Source organism: Pseudomonas sp. PB101, from assembly GCF_009764265.1.
Taxonomy (GTDB): domain Bacteria; phylum Pseudomonadota; class Gammaproteobacteria; order Pseudomonadales; family Pseudomonadaceae; genus Aquipseudomonas.
This window is the reverse complement of record NZ_RWIR01000051.1, coordinates 164,094-182,510: the sequence shown is the minus strand read 5'-3', so window position 1 is coordinate 182,510 and position 18,417 is coordinate 164,094. Positions and strand designations below refer to the sequence as shown.

The following is an 18,417-nucleotide window of genomic DNA, read 5'->3' as shown; positions in this document are numbered from 1 at the left end:
AAGCCCGCTCCCACAGGGATCACGCTCAACCTGTGGGAGCGGGCTTGCCCGCGATGCTTTTACAAGGTCAACGTAAGTCGACTGACCAGCGCCCCCGGCAACAGTGCCGAGGCTGTCGCTCGCTGGCTGTAGGTACTCGCCGACAACAGCAATTCGCGCTCTGCGGTCAACGCTTCCAGGCGTGAACCGAGCAGGCTGAAGGCGCTGTCATCGAAGCGCATGGTGCTGACCGGTGCCTGGATCTCGCCGTTCTCGACCCAGAACGTGGCAAAGCGGGTCATGCCGGTCAGGCGGGCGGCGGGTTGATCCGAGAAGTTCAGGTACCACAGGTTACTGATGTACAACCCCGTGCCCAGTTGCTTGAGGATGTCCGCGTCGGGCAATGCTCCGGCCTTCATGTTCAGTGCGCTCGGCGATTCACCGCCGCTGGCACCGTTGGCGGTCAAACCGTATTCCGCGGCGCTGCGCGAGCTGACCAACCGCGCCCCGGCCTTACCGTCGACGATCAACCCCAGATCGCTGCGCGGGTAACCTTCATCGGAAAACGCCGGGCTCAGTGAACCGCTGACTTTTTCATCCAGCGAGACCAGCGGGCTAAACGTGCTGTCGCCAGCGTAGAGCTTTTGCAGCGGGCTGCTTTTGCTGGCAATCGATTGTGCCGAGAAACCACCCCAGCACAGCATGCCCATTATTTCTTCCAGCGCCGCCGGTGCCAGGTAAGCGCGGTACTGGCCGGGCGCCAGGGTACGCAGCGGCTGACCCAGAACCTCAAGCTGCTCGCGGGCTTGCTGGAAGCGTTTGGCAAAGCCTTCGCCATCCCATTCATGCCCGGCGTAGCTGGCCTTCACGGCCTGGCCGTTCTCGTGGAACAGGCTGAAGTCGAAATTGAAACTGTTGGCCTGATGCCAGCCGAAGGCGCCCGAAGAACTGGCAAAGCCACGACTGATCGGTCCGGCAGCGTAGAAACCGACAAGATCCAGCCCTTCGGCGGCCTGGGTAATCTGCGCGACCACCTGCTCGGTGTCCGGTAGCGGATGGGCCTGCACGTTGTTGCTCTGCCAGCCATTGTGGTTGAGCAGCAGGTAAGGATCCGGAGGCAACAGCGGCAAGGTTTCCCGCAATTGGTGCAGACCGTCGGTCAAGCGTTGCAGATCAACGTGGGGATCACCCGCCAGCGTGATCTGCAGATCGGCATGGCGGCCTTCGTTGATCAGCTTCAGGCCAATGCTCGCCTGCTGCACCTGACCGGCCTGGCGCACCCTGGCCTGGTTGAAGCGTATGAAGGCCGACGATTCGGCGGCGTAGCTGAGGGTGAACTGCTCGGGCTCTTGCAGGGCTTCACGCAGGCTGTTGACCAGCGCCTTGAACGATGCGGACTGGCTGATTGACGGATGCATCAGGCGTCTCCTCCGAATACATCAACGTTGCTGAACACGCAGGCCGGTGAAGCGTGGCCGACGCGGATCACCTGGTTCGGCTCACCCTTGCCGCAGTTCGGTGTGCCGAGGACCTTGAGGGTGCTGGCATCGCCGACGGCGCTGAGGCTCTTCCAGAACTGCGCGGAGATGCCCCTGTAGTTGGGATTCTTCACCACGCCCTTGAGTTCGCCGTTTTCTATCAGTTGGCCCCATTCGCAGCCGAACTGGAATTTGTTGCGCGCATCGTCGATCGACCAAGATCGGTTGGTCGACATCAGCACGCCGTGTTCGATGCCACCGATCAACTGTTCGATGGACTTATCGCCCGGTTCGATGTTGAGGTTGGCCATGCGATCGATCGGCGCACGGTTCCAGCCGCAGGCGCGGCTGTTGGCCACGCCGTCCATGCCGGCCCGGAATTGCGACAGTGCACCGCCCAGCGGGCGCAGCAACAGGCCTTCACGGATCAGGAACTGCTTGCTGGCGGGCGTGCCGTCGTCGTCATGGCCGTAGCTGGCGAGCTCTTCGGGGATCTCCGGATCGAAGGTCACGTTGAGCAGGCCGGAACCATATTGCAGGCGGCCAAAGTCTTCGGTTTTGACGAAACTGGTGCCGGCGTAATTGCGCTCGTCACCGAGGATGCGGTCCAGCTCCAGCGGATGGCCGATGGATTCGTGGATTTGCAGCATCATCTGGTCGGGCATCAGCAGCAGGTCGCGTTTGCCTTGCGGGGTGTTTGGCGCCAGAAGCAATTGCAGCGCCTGGTCGGCCACATGGGCGCCGGCACCGATCAGGCCGCAGCGGCTGATGACGTCCGCCGCGCCCTGCTGGCCGAAGTTCTCGCGGCCAAGGCTGCGGGTCTGGCTGTCGTTGCCGTCGTAGGCCGTGACATCCAGGCCGGGGTACACAAAACGTTGGGCCTGGCGCAGTTCGGCGCCGGCGCTGTTGAGGTAGATCTGCTCGACGTGGGTGATGCCGAGGCTGACTTGCCAGTTCACCAGGCGCTCGTCCCTGGGCACGGCGGCCGACTCGGCGCCCAGCAGGTGGTAGCAGTCGTTCAGTGACGGGAAGGCTTGGTCGAGGTTCGGCGAAAAATAATCGGCACGGTCGCTGGAAACAGCCTGCGAACGCAGGTCCAGCAAGGCGTGGGGCTTGAGTCGACGGGCCAGCAGCTCGGCACGTTCGAGGGCAGCCTGCAAGCCTGTTGGCGACAGGTCGTTGGTGGCCGCATAGGCCTCGACACCATTGACCCGCACGGTCAGCATCGCCCCTTCGTCACGGCTCAGGCTCGGCGGCTCGGCGACGTTCTTGCGCACCGACAGGTACTGCCCGGATTCGCGTACATAACGCAGGGAAAAGAATTCAGCACCCGTGCGCAAGGCAGCGAAGCGCTGCTTGAGCTGGGGGTAGAAGTCGAACATTCGTGAACCTCCTGGGTCTGGAGTGGCGATGGAGCGGTGCTGCGAGGGGAAGGGGTGAAACGATTGCGTGGCGCTAGATTAGGCCTGCGAGGGTGGGCGGATCAAGGGCGGAGCAGTGGCGGAAAAGATTACGAAGTGCAGAGGGCGCGTGACGAATTGGCTGAAGATTGAGTTCGCGAACAGCCATTGCAGCTTGCTCGCGAACAATTCCACTGTCCGGCAAAGTACTGCATTCAGCCGTTCAGATAAACGAAAGCTGCAACATAAATGAATAGGCTTGCAAAAAAAGCAGGCAGAATTTTTCTTGTTTTGGCCACCGCGATGAAGGTGCCGACTAGCAAGAACAGCTTCAGTGCATCCAGCGTTTCAAATTGCTGTATCAGTGTCAGAGCATCCTTCTTGTTGAATGCAGTGTCGTAAATGATGACTCCCAACATTGCTTGTGCGCTGTAGCTGATAAACCGATAAAAGGAACCTTGGGTTTGCGTAAGTGCGGAGCTGTTTTTGAAGGCAAATGGAAGGGCACGAAATGCAAAGGCGGTAAGTGCAGAAAATGCAATAAGAAGCCAGATTGTCATGGAGCTACGCCACCTCGTTTTTTGTAAGTGTTTTCAATCAACACGATCAATCCGCCGATTATAAAAGGCGTGCAGAGCAAGCTGTAATCCTTGAATAAATAGACCAGAAGGGGGGCGCCGACAAAGCCAAGCCAGTAACTCGATACTTCCGAGTAATGAGGCCAGTGCTTGCCGGCCAAAGCGGTAAATTGCAGCGGTAATAGAAGTGTCATCGCGGCATAGATGACCGGTGAAGTGAGTTCTGCACCGGCGATGAAGCCGACGTAGGTGCAGATAATCGATACACCGAATATGGGCAGGCCAAGGCCGATCATGTAAGTGAAGGGGCGATCGGTTTTGCGCTTGAATCGAGTGACGCACCCAGTGAATATCGAGGGAGTGATCAGAATCAGGGAAGCCATGGTTTTCGAGGTGGAAGTGTTTCTAATATAGGGGGCAAGCGTTGCGGAAAGTAGTACGAAGCGAGCGTTGAGCGCCAGGATGATAGGGACCAGTATCCATCCGTCGTTATGACTTTGTATCAGCAGGAACTGCAGTGGGGTGGAAAATATTAACAGAGTCGTTGCAAGCGCTTGGCTTAGTGATAATGATTGAGTTGCGCTTAAAATACCGATGGATAAGTACAGGAAAATGAACGCGACGCCAAACGTGATTGCGTCGCGCGCACCTTCAGTGAAAACGTTGATGGTCGAGGATCGAGTGGATGTAACTGGAGTCACCATCAGTGGGCCGCTCGCGTATAGGTTGTTTCATCCAGTGGGAAGTAGTGCTTTCTACGAAAGTGACTTGGGGTCTTGAGTCTGTCGATGCCAGGCATGTCCTTGATCTCCATTGAACTGCTCGCGTCCGGCTGAAGCGGGTCGCGGATAGTAATGGAGGTCTTTAGGTTCGTGGGAATACATGTGTAACGAGTGTTGTTGAGAGTCTGTAATTGTTTTTAGTTACTTGGTGTGAAGATTATTGTTTGTTGTAAATAGCTTGTGTTAATCGAAAAAAACCGCCAACCCGGAAAGGTTGACGGTTCTGTTTGAAGCAAGTGCGAGAACGGTTACAGAGCCGTCTGGCTCACTTCCCGCGCCGGCTTGCCCTTCACCGGCGCTTCACCTGCCACATAGTAGGTGGCGGTGCTGCGCGGCAATGGCTTGCGACCACGGATCTTGTCGGCGATTTTCTCGGCCATCATGATCGTTGGTGCATTGAGGTTGCCGGTGGTGATGATCGGCATGATCGAGGCATCGACCACACGCAGGCCTTGCATGCCGTGCACGCGACCTTCGCCATCGACCACGGCCATTTCGTCGGTGCCCATCTTGCACGAGCAGGAAGGGTGGAACGCGGTTTCGGCGTGTTCGCGGATGAACTTGTCCAGCTGTTCATCGGTTTGCACTTCGATGCCCGGGCTGATCTCGCGACCACGGAAGGCGTCCAGAGCCGGCTGTTGCATGATTTCCCGGGTCAGGCGGATGCCGTCGCGGAATTCCTGCCAGTCCTGCTCGGTGGCCATGTAGTTGAACAGGATGCTTGGGTGCTGGCGCGGGTCTTTCGACTTGGCCTGGATGCGCCCGCGGCTTGGCGAACGCATGGAGCCCATGTGCGCCTGGAAACCGTGCTCTTTCACACCGTTGCTGCCGTTGTAGTTAATCGCTACCGGCAGGAAGTGGTACTGGATGTTCGGCCATTCGAATTCCGGACGGGTGCGGATGAAACCGCCGGCTTCGAACTGGTTGCTGGCGCCGATGCCGGTGCCGTTGAACAGCCACTCGGCACCGATGGCCGGCTGGTTGTACCAGAGCAGCGACGGGTACAGCGAAACCGGTTGGGTGCAAGCGTATTGCAGGTACAACTCAAGGTGATCCTGCAGGTTTTCACCGACGCCCGGCAGGTCGTGGACCACCGGAATGTCGAGCTTGTTCAACAATTCGGCCGGGCCGACGCCGGAACGTTGCAGTATCTGCGGCGAAGCGATGGCGCCGGAGCACAGCAGCACTTCCTTGCGCGCCTTGACTTCAACACGCTCTTCAGCGGCGCCGACCAGGTAACGCACACCGACCGCACGCTTGCCTTCGAACAGGATCTTGTCGGTCAGGGCGTGGGTGACGATGGTCAGGGTCGAACGTTTCTTGGCGACGTCCAGATAGCCGCGGGCGGTGGAAGCACGGCGGCCTTTCGGCGTCACGGTGCGGTCCATCGGGCCGAAGCCTTCCTGCTGGTAGCCGTTGAGGTCCTCGGTGCGCGGGTAACCGGCCTGTACGCCGGCTTCAACCATGGCGTGGAACAGCGGGTTGTTGCCGGCTTTTGGTGTAGTCACGCTGACCGGGCCGTCGCCACCGTGGTAATCGTTCGGACCGATGTCACGGGTTTCCGCTTTGCGGAAATACGGCAGGCAGTCGAGGTACGACCAGTCTTCAAGGCCTGGCAGTTTCGCCCAGCCGTCGTAGTCCATGGCGTTGCCGCGGATGTAGCACATGCCGTTGATCAGCGAAGAACCACCCAGGCCCTTGCCGCGACCGCATTCCATGCGACGACCGTCCATGTGTGGCTCGGCATCGGTTTCGTAGGCCCAGTTGTAGCGACGGCCTTGCAGCGGGAACGCCAAAGCGGCCGGCATCTGCGTGCGGAAGTCGAAACGGTAGTCCGGGCCGCCGGCTTCGAGCAGCAGGACGGTGACGCCTGCGTCTTCGGTCAGACGGGTCGCCAGGGTGTTACCGGCCGAGCCGGCTCCGATGATGATGTAATCGAATTCTTGGGACATTGAATGCACCCTCTTTGATAGTGGTCAGGTCGGGCCTTGGCGAGTGCTGCGCACTCGATCGCCAGCAAGCCGGCTCCTACAGGGTTGAGGTAACCAATGATTTGGCGAACGACGCCAAATCTGTAGGAGCCGGCTTGCTGGCGATGACGGCCTCGCAGGCGAAGCAATTGCCGCCTTAGAACACCGAGACGTAATCGCCCAGCTCGACCTGTACCGATTTGATGCGGGTGAAGTTGTTCAGCGAGCTGATGCCGTTCTCACGGCCGACACCCGACTGCTTGTAGCCGCCGACCGGCATTTTCGCGTCGGACTCGCCCCAGGCGTTGATCCAGCAGATACCGGCTTCCAGTTGATGAATCACGCGGTGGGCGCGGTTCAGATCCTTGGTGACGATACCGGCGGCCAGGCCGAAGTCGGTGTCGTTGGCGCGACGGATCACTTCTTCCTCGGTTTCGTACGACAGGATCGCCATCACCGGGCCGAAGATTTCTTCACGGACGATGGTCATCTCGTCGGTGCAGTCGGTGAACACGGTCGGGGCCACGAAGGCGCCCTTGGCGAAATCGCCGTCGGTCAGACGCTCACCGCCACACAGAACGCGTGCGCCTTCTTCCTTGCCCTTGGCGATGTAGCCCAGCACGCTTTCCATGTGGGCGAAGCTGACCAGCGGGCCGAAGTTGGTGTTTTCGTCTTCCGGGTTGCCGACGCGGATGCGCGCAACGCGCTCAACGATCTTGGCTTCGAAAGCGGCTTTCAGGTGAGCCGGTACGAACACGCGGGTGCCGTTGGTGCAGACCTGGCCGGAGCTGTAGAAGTTGGCCATCATCGCGGTGTCGGCGGCGCGATCGAGGTCGGCGTCGTCGCAGATGATCAGCGGGGATTTGCCGCCCAGTTCCATGGTCACGTCCTTGAGCGACGAAGCCGAAGCGCTGGCCATGACTTTCTTGCCGGTGTCGGTGCCGCCGGTGAACGAGATCTTCTCGATGCGCGGGTGCTCGGTCAGCCAGGTGCCGACTTCACGGCCGCTGCCGGTCAGGACGTTGAACACGCCGTTTGGCAGGCCGGCTTCGGTGTAGATCTCGGCCAGTTTCAGGGTGGTCAGCGAGGTGACTTCGCTTGGCTTGAAGATCATCGCGTTGCCGGCCGCCAGGGCCGGTGCGGATTTCCACAGGGCGATCTGGATCGGGTAGTTCCACGCGCCGATACCGGCGACGACGCCCAACGGCTCGCGACGGGTGTAGACGAACGACGTGGTGCGCAGCGGAATCTGCTCGCCTTCGATGGCTGGCACCAGGCCTGCGTAGTATTCCAGCACGTCAGCACCGGTAACGATGTCGACGTACTTGGTTTCGGAGAACGATTTACCGGTGTCCAGGGTTTCCAGGGCGGCCAGTTCGTCGTTGCGCTCACGCAGGATTTCCACGGCGCGACGCAGGATGCGCGAACGCTCCATGGCGGTCATGGCAGCCCAGATTTTCTGGCCCTTTTCGGCGCTGACGACGGCGCGCTCGACGTCGTCGAAGGTTGCGCGCTGTACTTTTGCGAGGACTTCACCGTTAGCCGGGTTGATGGCTTCGAAAGTGGCGTCGCTGCTGGCGTCGCTGTAAGCACCATCGATGTAGAGTTTTTGCAATTCGAAACGGGCCATAAAGTCCTCGCAAGAGCATCAAGTGGTTGGCACGGTCCGGTGGTTGAGCGTTCTGTATGTGCTCTAACTCACCCGCTTGGCCAGTTGGATATCCATGTATTCGTAAGCGATCTGTTGCGCCTGCCCGGTGTCGAAAGCGTCTCCCGACAGCGCGCCGCGCAACCACAAACCGTCAATCAACGCTGCCAGGCCACGGGCGGCGGTGCGCGCATCATCGAGCGGCAACACGCGGCGGAACTGGCAGCACAGGTTGGAATACAGACGGTGATCGTTGATCCGCTGCAACCTGTGCAAAGACGGCTGGTGCATGCTGGTGGCCCAGAAGGCCAGCCAGGTTTTCATTGCCGGGCCATTGACCTGGCTGGCGTCGAAGTTGCCTTCGATGATCACCTGCAGATGCGCCCGCGGGCTGTCATCTGTCAACGCCAGTCGGCGCGCGGTGACGTTCTCGCTCAGCACAGTCATCAAGTACCCCATGGTGGCGGCGATCAGGCCATTCTTGTCCTGAAAATAGTGACTGATGATGCCGTTCGAGACACCGGCCAAACGGGCGATCAGCGCAATGCTGGCGTCCCCCATTCCGACCTGATCGACGGCCAGCAAAGTGGCTTCGATCAATTGCTGGCGGCGGATGGGTTGCATACCGACCTTGGGCATCTTGCACATCTCCTTAGGCCTTCCGGCAGACGTCGAACGTCTATCGGCTTGTGGGCCAGTCTATTTTGTTTTGATTGAACGTTCAATCAACAAAGAATAAGATCTGCGACAAATCGTCGCTATCAACTGATTTTTCCTACAGATGGCGGCGAAAAAATCGACTTCCGAAAATGCTCGAAACCTACGCGCCACGGCGCTTCAGGCTTTCGGGCTTTTTTCGGGGTGTCTTTATATCACCCGCTGGTCGGCTGCCCACTAACCGATTGGTCGGGTAACACGTTTGTCTTGCGTTCTTCTCTCGCACTGCCCGGAGCATCTGTGCCATGAGTTCTGCCTCGCTAATAAAGACCCCACCCGAGAAGGTGACGGTCAACGGTTGGGTGTTCTACACCTCTACCGCGTTGATTCTGTTGTTGACCGCCATTCTGATCATTGCCCCGCAAGAGGCCGGCAGACTGCTCGGTACGGCGCAAGCCTGGTTGTCCCGTAGCTTCGGCTGGTACTACATGGTGGTGATTGCCGCCTACCTGATCTTCGTCGTCGGCCTGGCGTTTTCGTCCTACGGCAAACTGAAACTGGGCAGCAAGGACGACACCCCGGACTTCAGCTACGGCGCCTGGGCGGGGATGCTGTTCTCGTCGGGTATCGGCATTTCGTTGCTGTACTTCGGTGCTTCCGAGCCGCTGGATCACTACTTCAATCCGCCGGAAGGCGTGGCTGGCAGCAATCTTGCCGCCCGTCAGGCGGTGCAGCTGACGTTCCTGCACTGGGGTCTGCACGGCTGGGCGATCTACGCATTGGTCGGTCTGGCCGTTGCCTACTTTGCTTATCGTCATAACCAGCCGCTGGCTTTGCGTTCGGCGCTGTATCCGCTGGTAGGTGAGCGCTGGGTCAAAGGCGCGGCCGGTCATGCGGTAGACGGCTTTGGCATGTTCGTGACCCTGTTGGGTCTGGTGACCAACCTGGGGATTGGTTCGCTGCAAGTGTCGTCGGGGCTGGAAAACCTGTTCGGCATGGAACACAGCAACACCAATCTGCTGATCGTGATTATCGTGATGAGCACCGTGGCGACCATCGCTGCCGTGTCGGGTGTGGAAAACGGTATCCGCCGCCTGTCCAACCTGAACATCGTGCTGTTCAGCGGCCTGCTGATTTTCGTGCTGCTGTTTGGTCCGACCCTGCACCTGCTCAACGGCTTCGTACAGAACGTCGGTGACTACCTGAACGGCGTGGTGCTGAAGACCTTCGACCTCTATGTGTACGAAGGCGACAGTGAGAAGTCCGACCGCTGGTTGGGCCTGTGGACCCTGTTCTACTGGGCCTGGTGGATTTCCTGGGCGCCATTCGTGGGCATGTTCATCGCGCGTATTTCCCGTGGTCGTACCGTGCGTGAACTGGTCGCCGGCGTGCTCCTGATTCCACTGGGTTTCACCCTGGCGTGGCTGTCGATCTTCGGTAACTCGGCCCTGGACCTGGTGATGAACCACGGGGCGGTGGAGCTCGGGAAGACGGCGCTGGAACAGCCGTCCATGGCGATCTACCAGTTGCTGGAGCATTACCCGGCGTCGAAAGTGGTGATCGGCGTATCGATTTTCGTTGGTTTCGTGCTGTTCCTGACCCCGGCGGACTCCGGCGCGGTGATGATGGCCAACTTGTCGTGCAAGGGCGGTAACGTCGACGAAGACGCCCCGCACTGGCTGCGGATTTTCTGGTCGGCGGTGATCACCCTGGTGACCATCGGTTTGTTGTTCGCCGGTAACTTCGAAGCCATGCAAACCATGGTGGTGCTGGCCGGCCTGCCGTTCTCGGTGGTGCTGGTGTTCTTCATGTTCGGCTTGCACAAGGCCATGCGCCAGGACGTGCAGATCGAACAGGAGCAAGCGGAGTTGGCGGCACGCGGTCGTCGTGGTTTCAGCGAGCGCTTGACCCAACTGGACCTGCAACCGAGCCAGTCGGTGGTTCAGCGTTTCATGGACAAGCATGTGAGCCCGGCATTGCAGGACGCGACGACGCAAATGCGTGCTCAAGGCCTGGAAGTGCAGACGCTGCTGGGCAAGTCCAAGCGTTGCATGGGCGTGCGGGTCGAGATGGAGGAGGGCAACCCGTTTGTCTACGAAGTCAGTCTGGACGGCTATCTGGCCACGCCAACCGAGTCGGCGCAGTCCGATGAGGCGCGTCAGCGCTACTACCGTGCCGAGGTGTATCTGCACAACGGCAGCCAGGACTACGACTTGATGGGCTTCACCCAGGATCAGATCACCCGTGACGTGCTCGATCAGTTTGAAAGCCATCGGCAGCTCCTTGGCCGGGTTTACAGCTGAGTGACCGCACAGCCTTTGTAGGAGCTGGCTTGCCAGCGAATGCGACACCGCGGTGCATCTGATGCACCGCCATCGCCAGCAAGCCGGCTCCTACAGGGCTAGCGAGCACTTCACCGCGGTGTATCTGATACACCGCCATCGCCGGCAAGCCGGCTCCTACAGAGATAGCGTTGATACAAATAACGCGCTCAAACAAAAACGCCGCGATCCTCTCGCGGCGTTTTTGTGTCTGTTGCCTTACCCCAGGTTCTTGCCGAGCAGTGCGTGATACAGCTCGCTGTCGCCCAGAATCCCCACCACCTTGTTGTTGTCGTGCAGCACCAGCTTGTTGCCGGTCTGATAACGAATCTGCAACGCGTCGCGCATGCCGATGTTCGAGTCCACCAGTGTTGGTCGACGACCCAGCCCTTCAACGGCCTCACCCGGGGCCCAGTTCTGCAAGTCCAGGGTCGAACCGTTCTGACGGGCGCCCTTGATGGTGTTGCCTTCAGCCAGGTCCAGCCACGAATCGCCGCCCGGATCGAGGCACACCGAACCGTTGATGCGTTTGCAGTTGTCCAGGGTGCGCATCAGGCTGCGGCCGCACAGTACGTTCAGCGGGTTGGTGTGGGCCACGAAGGTCCGCACGTAGTCGTCCGCAGGGTTGAGGACGATTTCTTCCGGCTTGCTGTACTGGATGATCCGGCCGTCTTTCATGATCGCGATACGGCTGCCCAGTTTCAGGGCCTCGTCGAGGTCGTGGCTGACGAACACGATGGTCTTGCTCAGCTTGCGTTGCAGTTCCAGCAGCTCGTCTTGCAGACCCTGGCGGATCAGCGGGTCGAGTGCCGAGAACGGTTCGTCCATCAGCAGGATGTCGGCGTCCATCGCCAGCGCACGGGCCAGGCCCACACGTTGCTGCATGCCACCGGACAGCTCGTTGGGTTTCTTGTTGCGCCACTGGGTCAGGCCCACCAGCTCAAGCTTGTCGTCCACCAGCTTGCGGCGTTCCTTTTCGGGACGACCCTGCATCTCCAGGCCGAAGCTGATGTTCTCGCGAACGGTCAGCCAGGGCATCAGGGCGAACTTCTGGAACACCATCGCAATGCGCTTGGTGCGCATCATTTTCAGTTCTGCCGGTGTGCAGGACGCGATGTCGATCTGCTTGCCTTCGTGCTCGACGTACAACTTGCCGCGACTGACGGTGTTGAGGCCGTTGATGCAACGCAACAGGCTGGACTTGCCGGAGCCGGACAGGCCCATCAGTACGCAGATCTCACCTTTTTCAACATCCAGGCTGGCTTTTTCAACGCCGACAATCTGCCCGGTCTTTTTCAGGATTTCGTTGCGCGTCATTCCCTGATCCAGCAGCTTGAGCGCCTCGCGTGGATCCTTGGAGAAAATAACGTCAACGTTTTCGAAGCGAATAATGCTCATGCATCACCCCCTACTTTGGCGTCGGGTTGTTTGCAGATACGGTCGAGCATGATCGCCAGCAGTACGATCGCCAGGCCTGCTTCGAAGCCCAGGGCGATATCAGCAGTGTTCAGTGCGTTGACCACCGGTTTGCCCAGGCCATCGGCGCCTACCAGTGCAGCGATCACCACCATCGAAAGAGACAGCATGATGCACTGGGTGATGCCGGCCGCGATGCTTGGCATGGCGTGGGGCAGTTCGATTCGCGAGAGCAGCTGACGGCGCGAGCAGCCAAAGGCCTTGCCGGCGTCCATCAATTCTTCCGGAACATCGCGGATACCCAGGTAGGTCAGGCGGATGGGCGCGGCAATCGCGAACACCACCGTGGAGATCAGGCCCGGGACCACACCCAGCCCGAAGAGGGTCAGGGTAGGAATGAGGTAAACGAAGGTCGGTACGGTCTGCATCAGATCGAGTACCGGACGCATTAAAGTGTAGAACATCGGCTTGTGCGCCGCGACGATGCCCAGTGGCACGCCGATGACCACGCAGACCAGGGTGGCGAACAGCACCTGGGCGAGGGTTTCCATGGTTTCCTGCCAGTACCCCAGATTGAGGATCAGCAGAAAGGAAGCAATGACAAAGGCGGTCAGGCCCCATTTGCGTTGGATGAAGTGTGCCAGTAGTGCGATCAGGCCGATCAATGCCAGCGGGTTGAACCAGGTCAGCGCAAACGTCACGCCGTGGATCATCGTTTCCAGTGTCACGGCGATGGCGTCGAAGGTGTTGGCGCCGTGTTGCGTCAACCATTCAACGAAGCCTGCGATGTACTGGCCTAGGGGTATTTTCTGATCAATCAGCATGGTAGTGAACGTCCGCATGCAAGGAAATAAACAGCCCGGGCAGGCGAACCTGCCCGGCATAAGCGATTACTGCAGTTTGGCTTTCACGGCCTCCAGGCCAGGTTTACCGTCAATGGTGGTCACGCCAGCGAGCCAGGTATCGAGCACCTGTGGATTGTTTTTCAGCCAGGCCTTGGCGGCCGCGTCAGGCTTCATCTTGTCGTCCAGGATGTTGCCCATCAGTTCGCTTTCCATGTCGACGGTGAACTCCAGGTTCTTCAGCAACTGACCAACGTTGCTGCACTCCTGGGCGTAACCCTTGCGGGTGTTGGTCGCCACGGTGGCGGCACCGAAGTCCGGGCCGAAGAAGTCATCACCACCGGTCAGGTATTGAATCTTGAAGCGCTTGTTCATCGGATGCGGCGCCCAGCCGAGGAACACCACGGCGGTGTCGCGTTTCTGCGCGCGGTCGACCTGCGACAGCATGCCGGCTTCGGAGGATTCGACGACTTTGAAACCGGCGGTCTTCAGGCCGAAGGCATCCTTGTCGATCATGCTCTGGATCAGGCGATTGCCGTCGTTGCCGGGCTCGATGCCGTAGATCTTGCCATCGAGCTCTTTCTTGAATTTGGCGATGTCGGCGAAGTCATGCAGGCCCTTGTCGTACAGCGCCTGAGGGACGGCGAGGGTGTACTTGGCGCCCTTGAGGTTGGTACGGACGGTTTCCACGGTGCCGGCATCGCGGTAAGCCTTGATGTCGTTTTCCATGGTCGGCATCCAGTTCCCCAGGAACACGTCCATGTTCTTGCCGTCGGCCAGCGACTTGTAGGTCACGGGCACGGAAATCATGGTGGTCTTGGTCTTGTAGCCGAGGGCGTTGAGCACGACGCTGGTTGTCGCGGTGGTAGCGGTGATGTCGGTCCAGCCAACATCGGAGAAGTTTACGGTACTGCACTGCGCCGGTTCTGCGGCTTGCGCCAGAACCGGCAGACTAAGCATGGCGGCCAACAACAACGACGGGGAACCTTTCATGGATGGACTCCTTGGTGTTTTTTTTGGCAGTGTTCCGACTGGACCACCGCACTTATAGGTTGCGGTTGGATGGCGTTCTGGAGACAGCTCTACCACGGCGCCTTGCAATCGAGTCGATATGATCATGTACCAGTGAAAATCTGACGCCTACAGGGTGCGTCGTATCCAGTACAGGGATGGTCGCATCCAGTGTCGGTGACGTCGTTTACAGATTTTTTCAGCCCCTTTTCCTTCTCTGAGCCGCAAAAAAACGGCGAAAACACTGCGTAAAAGACACGCGGCGTTGGTGGGCATGAGTGCGTCGGTTAGAGACGTCGAACAACTGGATAAAAGCTTGATGATGCGGTCATCCCGGCGGATTGCAGCTTGAGCGTAGCAGCTCCGTCACCGTGCGCTTTTGCGTGCGCAGTGGGCCCATCGAGGAGTTCGGCAGTAATGGCTATCAGTGTTTTCGACCTGTTCAAAATCGGCATCGGCCCTTCCAGTTCGCACACCGTGGGGCCCATGCGGGCGGCAGCGCTGTTTGTGCAGGGCCTGCGCGAGCGCGGGTTGCTTGAGCAGGTTCGGCGTGTCGAAGTCCAGCTGTTCGGCTCGTTGTCGGCCACCGGCATCGGTCACGGCAGCGACAACGCGGTGATCATGGGGCTGATGGGCGAGTGGCCGGATGCGATCGATCCGTCGCAAATCGGCATCCGTATCGCCACCCTGCGCGAGACCGATACGCTGCTGCTCGACGGCCGCTTGCCGGTGCCCTTCATCTGGGCCCGGGACATGCGCCTGATTGACGAGAACCTGCCATTCCATCCGAACGCCATGACCCTGATTGTCGAAGGTGATGATGGCGAGTTGTATCGCGACACCTACTATTCGGTCGGCGGCGGTTTTGTCGTCGATGAGGCTCAGGCTTCCAGCGGTGTCGTCGACCTCGACCGCACTGTTTTGCCTTATGACTTTTCCAGTGCGGCCGAGCTGCTGGAACTGTGTAAAAAGCACAACCTGCGCGTTGCTGAATTAATGATGGCCAACGAGAAAGTCTGGCGCAGCGAGGATGAAATTCGCAGCGGCCTGATGAAGCTCTGGCGCGCCATGCAGGATTGCGTTGAACAAGGCCTCAAGCACGAAGGCATCCTGCCCGGCGGCCTGAACGTGCGCCGGCGTGCGGCCAAGCTGCACCGCAGCTTGCAGGAACTGAACAAACCCAACGTGATCGGCTCGACCTTGAGCGCCATGGAATGGGTAAATCTGTTCGCCCTGGCGGTCAACGAGGAAAACGCGGCCGGCGGGCGCATGGTCACGGCACCGACCAACGGTGCGGCAGGGATCATTCCGGCGGTGTTGCATTACTTCATGAAATTCAGCGAAGCGGTGACAGACGCCAATGTCGTCGACTACTTCCTCAGTGCGGCGGCGGTGGGCATCCTGTGCAAGAAGAACGCCTCGATCTCCGGTGCCGAAGTCGGTTGCCAGGGCGAAGTCGGTTCGGCCTGCGCCATGGCGGCAGCCGGGCTGGCGGAAATCCTTGGCGCCACACCAGAGCAGTTGTGCAACGCGGCGGAAATCGGCCTGGAGCATAACCTCGGCCTGACTTGCGACCCGGTAGGTGGACTGGTCCAGGTGCCGTGCATCGAGCGCAACGCGATTGCTGCGGTGAAGGCGATCAATGCGGCGCAGATGGCTTTGCGCGGTGATGGTCAGCACTTCATTTCGCTGGATCGGGTGATCCGCACCATGCGCGATACCGGTGCCGATATGCATGACAAATATAAGGAGACATCGCGGGGTGGGTTGGCGGTCAGCGCGGTTGAGTGCTGAGACCGCGTCGACTCCATCGCGAGCAAGCTCGCTCCCACAGGTTTTGCGTCGGTCACAAAAATTGTGTTCACCTCAATCCCTGTGGGAGCGAGCTTGCTCGCGATAGCGCCAGACCAGTCAAAACTGCGCGCTAAGTGAACACCCGCTCGAAAACGCGCCACCTTTTAGCGCGTCGCTCACAGATAAATCGTCTTGCCACTGATCGAGGGCCAACCGGCCCTCGACCGCCCGTCCCCCGTGCCTGCGGTGACACTCTTTCACAGCGGCTCGCAGCCCTGTTCCCACAAGTGCTACCGAATTGCTCACAGCATGTGGGACGAGGCGCTTGCCAGCCCTGATGGCCATTTAAATCCCCACTCGCTGCGTGTCATATATAGACACATTCCGACGTCGTTTTCAGGAGTTATTGAACGCACATTCAAAAATAGGCATGGCAATTGCTCTGTCATTACAAAGCCCGTCTCCCACGCGAGAACGATGGCAATAAAAAGAGCCTCCGCCTGAGGCCATCACCCGCTTTGTGTGAGGAGATACCGCGATGACGACGTTCAACTCCGGGGCCCAACCCCAGAACCGTGCGCCTCAATCCATCGGCTTTCTGCTGCTGGACAATTTCACGCTGATTTCTCTGGCCTCCGCAGTGGAACCCCTGCGCATGGCCAACCAGTTGTCCGGTCGCGAGCTGTATCGCTGGACCACCCTCACCGTCGACGGCGGCCAGGTCTGGGCCAGTGACGGCCTGCAGATCACCCCCGACGCCTCCATGCACAAAGCCCCGCCAATGGACACTGTCATCGTCTGCGGCGGCATCGGCATCCAGCGCACGGTTACCCGCGAACACGTGTCCTGGCTGCAAAGCCAGGCCCGCCAGTCCCGTCGCCTCGGCGCGGTGTGCACCGGCAGCTGGGCCCTGGCCTGCGCCGGCCTGCTCGACGGATTTGATTGCAGCGTGCACTGGGAATGCCTGGCGGCGATGCAGGAAGCTTTCCCGCGTGTAGCGATGAGCACCCGCCTGTTCACCCTCGACCGTAACCGTTTCACCAGCTCCGGCGGCACTGCGCCACTGGACATGATGCTGCACCTGATCAGCCGCGATCACGGCCGTGAGCTGTCGGCAGCCATTTCGGAAATGTTCGTCTACGAGCGCATCCGCAACGAGCAGGATCACCAGCGTGTGCCGCTCAAGCACATGCTCGGCACCAACCAGCCGAAGTTGCAGGAAATCGTCGCGTTGATGGAAGCCAACCTCGAAGAGCCGATCGACCTGGACGAACTGGCGGTGTATGTCGCGGTGTCCCGTCGTCAGCTCGAGCGCCTGTTCCAGAAGTACCTGCACTGTTCGCCGTCGCGTTACTACCTCAAGCTGCGCCTGATCCGCGCGCGTCAGCTGCTCAAGCAAACGCCGATGTCGATCATCGAAGTGGCGTCGGTGTGCGGTTTCGTGTCCACGCCGCACTTCTCCAAGTGCTACCGCGAATACTTCGGCATTCCGCCGCGTGACGAGCGCGTAGGCTCCAACACCACCCAGCAGGTAGCGATGATGCCGCTGCCGCAAGCGCTGGTGCTGTCGCCGTTGTCCGGGCCGTTGTCGGCACTGAGCCAGGCGCGTAATGAGTCGACGTTTGCCAGTGTAAGGCTCTAGTCAGAGCTGGCGCTTGAAAAACACGACGCGCTCGGTTTCTTCGAAGCCGAGCGCTGTGTGTGTCTCCTGGCTCACCAGATTGTCGAGGGCGGTGTCGGAGGCCATTTGCACACAGCCCTGTTCTCGCCCCCATTGCGCTACAAACTCTATCAATTGTGCGGCCACGCCTTGGCGGCGCTGCTCTGGCACCACGTAGATACCCTCCAGAAACACTACAGGAGAGTTGTCGGTGCCATTTACATAGTCACGGCGCAATGAGGCTTCGGCCAATCCAACGGGTTGCTGCCGACTGTCGTAAGCAACGAAGTTAATATAGCGTTGTGGTTCGCTCAGCTGTTGGCCGATTTCGTCCCGATGCTCCTGTTCAGAAGCATGCGGCCAGAGTGCCTGGCGCAAAGGCAGCCAGCCCGCTTGTTCGCTGGACTGGCAGCGTTGGATTCGCAACATCAGGGTTTGCTCATGGTGGTCAGGAAGACTGGCACTCTAGCAAACCCTCAAGTCCTCAGGTGCGGTGGCTTTGCTGATACTCCGCCAGTGCCGGCAACAACTGCTTGTCGATCGCCTGGCGCACTGCTGGCAGGATGGTCGCGCTGCTGGTGTACATCTGCTTGACCATGGTGCGCAGCACTATCGCCCGTTCATTGTTCAAGCCTCGGACCGCGCACTCGCAAGCCTGCTCGGCCGTGGCGCCGCTCGGCACTTGAAACCCCAACGACTTTAGATGGCCCAACAGGTCTTCCTGGTCTATCAAATCGGCGTGCATCATGACGCAATCCTTCTTCAGGGAACGGAGTCGTGGTTCGATTCTGGTGGGGGTGCCGGGTGTCGGCAAGGGCGATTTGTCGCAATGGCAGCATTGGCTATGAACAGGTCGTTTTCGGGCATCTTGCCGGCCAGAG

General features: G+C 59.6%; 15 protein-coding genes. 3 read left to right on the top strand and 12 right to left on the bottom strand.

The window, feature by feature from the left end; all coding sequences use genetic code 11:
• Positions 1-59 precede the first annotated feature (59 nt).
• The 7 genes from EI969_RS15065 to betI all read right to left on the bottom strand — a co-directional run bounded on the left by EI969_RS15065 (position 60) and on the right by betI (position 8,474).
• Positions 60-1,397 carry a TldD/PmbA family protein gene (locus EI969_RS15065; protein WP_160388495.1) on the bottom strand — a complete coding sequence of 446 codons (1,338 nt, stop codon included), beginning with the start codon at positions 1,395-1,397 and terminating at the stop codon, positions 60-62.
• A complete protein-coding gene (locus EI969_RS15060) occupies positions 1,397-2,839 on the bottom strand; it encodes a TldD/PmbA family protein (protein ID WP_160388494.1) in 1,443 nt (480 codons plus the stop codon). Before EI969_RS15060 ends, EI969_RS15065 begins: the two co-directional genes overlap by 1 nt.
• A gap of 233 nt (positions 2,840-3,072) precedes the next feature.
• Complete coding sequence (locus EI969_RS15055; protein ID WP_160388493.1) at positions 3,073-3,417, bottom strand: AzlD domain-containing protein; 345 nt, start codon at positions 3,415-3,417, stop codon at positions 3,073-3,075.
• Positions 3,414-4,139, bottom strand: coding sequence for an AzlC family ABC transporter permease (locus EI969_RS15050; RefSeq protein ID WP_160388492.1), 726 nt, complete (start codon positions 4,137-4,139; stop codon positions 3,414-3,416). The genes EI969_RS15055 and EI969_RS15050 overlap by 4 nt, the downstream gene beginning before the upstream one ends.
• A 326-nt stretch (positions 4,140-4,465) precedes the next feature.
• On the bottom strand, positions 4,466-6,169 hold the full coding sequence (betA, locus tag EI969_RS15045) for a choline dehydrogenase (RefSeq protein ID WP_160388491.1): 1,704 nt from the start codon (positions 6,167-6,169) through the stop codon (positions 4,466-4,468).
• 175 nt (positions 6,170-6,344) lie between these two features.
• A complete protein-coding gene (gene betB, locus EI969_RS15040) occupies positions 6,345-7,817 on the bottom strand; it encodes a betaine-aldehyde dehydrogenase (protein ID WP_160388490.1) in 1,473 nt (490 codons plus the stop codon).
• Positions 7,818-7,880: 63 nt separating this feature from the next.
• Positions 7,881-8,474 (bottom strand): transcriptional regulator BetI, encoded by a 594-nt coding sequence (gene betI, locus EI969_RS15035; RefSeq protein ID WP_150719160.1) that lies wholly within the window; start codon positions 8,472-8,474, stop codon positions 7,881-7,883.
• Between the two features lie 380 nt (positions 8,475-8,854).
• Here betI and EI969_RS15030 point away from each other — a divergent pair, with 380 nt between their 5' ends.
• On the top strand, positions 8,855-10,795 hold the full coding sequence (locus EI969_RS15030) for a BCCT family transporter (RefSeq protein WP_224791561.1): 1,941 nt from the start codon (positions 8,855-8,857) through the stop codon (positions 10,793-10,795).
• Between the two features lie 237 nt (positions 10,796-11,032).
• Here the strand turns inward: EI969_RS15030 and choV are convergent, their stop codons facing one another.
• From choV to EI969_RS15015, 3 genes are all read right to left on the bottom strand, one after another.
• Positions 11,033-12,211, bottom strand: a complete 1,179-nt coding sequence (gene choV / locus EI969_RS15025) for a choline ABC transporter ATP-binding protein (protein ID WP_160388489.1) — start codon at positions 12,209-12,211, stop codon at positions 11,033-11,035.
• Positions 12,208-13,053, bottom strand: a complete 846-nt coding sequence (choW, locus tag EI969_RS15020) for a choline ABC transporter permease subunit (RefSeq protein ID WP_160388488.1) — start codon at positions 13,051-13,053, stop codon at positions 12,208-12,210. Before choW ends, choV begins: the two co-directional genes overlap by 4 nt.
• A gap of 66 nt (positions 13,054-13,119) precedes the next feature.
• Positions 13,120-14,064 (bottom strand): choline ABC transporter substrate-binding protein, encoded by a 945-nt coding sequence (locus EI969_RS15015; protein ID WP_160388487.1) that lies wholly within the window; start codon positions 14,062-14,064, stop codon positions 13,120-13,122.
• A 435-nt stretch (positions 14,065-14,499) separates the two neighbouring features.
• Between EI969_RS15015 and EI969_RS15010 the strand changes: the two genes are divergently transcribed.
• Together EI969_RS15010 and EI969_RS15005 are read left to right on the top strand one after the other, a co-directional pair.
• A complete protein-coding gene (locus EI969_RS15010; RefSeq protein WP_160388486.1) occupies positions 14,500-15,876 on the top strand; it encodes an L-serine ammonia-lyase in 1,377 nt (458 codons plus the stop codon).
• A 538-nt stretch (positions 15,877-16,414) separates the two neighbouring features.
• Entirely contained in the window at positions 16,415-17,518 is a 1,104-nt protein-coding gene (locus tag EI969_RS15005; protein ID WP_007975492.1) for a GlxA family transcriptional regulator, read from the top strand.
• Here EI969_RS15005 and aac(6') read toward each other — a convergent pair whose 3' ends face one another.
• Together aac(6') and EI969_RS14995 are read right to left on the bottom strand one after the other, a co-directional pair.
• A complete protein-coding gene (gene aac(6'), locus EI969_RS15000) occupies positions 17,519-17,965 on the bottom strand; it encodes an aminoglycoside 6'-N-acetyltransferase (protein WP_160388485.1) in 447 nt (148 codons plus the stop codon).
• A gap of 55 nt (positions 17,966-18,020) precedes the next feature.
• A complete protein-coding gene (locus EI969_RS14995; protein WP_160388484.1) occupies positions 18,021-18,284 on the bottom strand; it encodes a hypothetical protein in 264 nt (87 codons plus the stop codon).
• Between the last annotated feature and the right edge of the window lie 133 nt (positions 18,285-18,417).

Coding starts and splice junctions, on each gene's coding strand:
- EI969_RS15010 (WP_160388486.1), top strand. CDS start 14,500: ATGGCTATCAGTGTTTTCGACCTGTTCAAAATCGGCATCGGCCCTTCC.
- EI969_RS15055 (WP_160388493.1), bottom strand. CDS start 3,417: ATGACAATCTGGCTTCTTATTGCATTTTCTGCACTTACCGCCTTTGCA.
- EI969_RS15050 (WP_160388492.1), bottom strand. CDS start 4,139: ATGGTGACTCCAGTTACATCCACTCGATCCTCGACCATCAACGTTTTC.
- choV (WP_160388489.1), bottom strand. CDS start 12,211: ATGAGCATTATTCGCTTCGAAAACGTTGACGTTATTTTCTCCAAGGAT.
- EI969_RS15065 (WP_160388495.1), bottom strand. CDS start 1,397: ATGCATCCGTCAATCAGCCAGTCCGCATCGTTCAAGGCGCTGGTCAAC.
- choW (WP_160388488.1), bottom strand. CDS start 13,053: ATGCTGATTGATCAGAAAATACCCCTAGGCCAGTACATCGCAGGCTTC.
- EI969_RS15005 (WP_007975492.1), top strand. CDS start 16,415: ATGACGACGTTCAACTCCGGGGCCCAACCCCAGAACCGTGCGCCTCAA.
- betI (WP_150719160.1), bottom strand. CDS start 8,474: ATGCCCAAGGTCGGTATGCAACCCATCCGCCGCCAGCAATTGATCGAA.
- EI969_RS14995 (WP_160388484.1), bottom strand. CDS start 18,284: ATGATGCACGCCGATTTGATAGACCAGGAAGACCTGTTGGGCCATCTA.
- betB (WP_160388490.1), bottom strand. CDS start 7,817: ATGGCCCGTTTCGAATTGCAAAAACTCTACATCGATGGTGCTTACAGC.
- EI969_RS15060 (WP_160388494.1), bottom strand. CDS start 2,839: ATGTTCGACTTCTACCCCCAGCTCAAGCAGCGCTTCGCTGCCTTGCGC.
- EI969_RS15015 (WP_160388487.1), bottom strand. CDS start 14,064: ATGAAAGGTTCCCCGTCGTTGTTGTTGGCCGCCATGCTTAGTCTGCCG.
- betA (WP_160388491.1), bottom strand. CDS start 6,169: ATGTCCCAAGAATTCGATTACATCATCATCGGAGCCGGCTCGGCCGGT.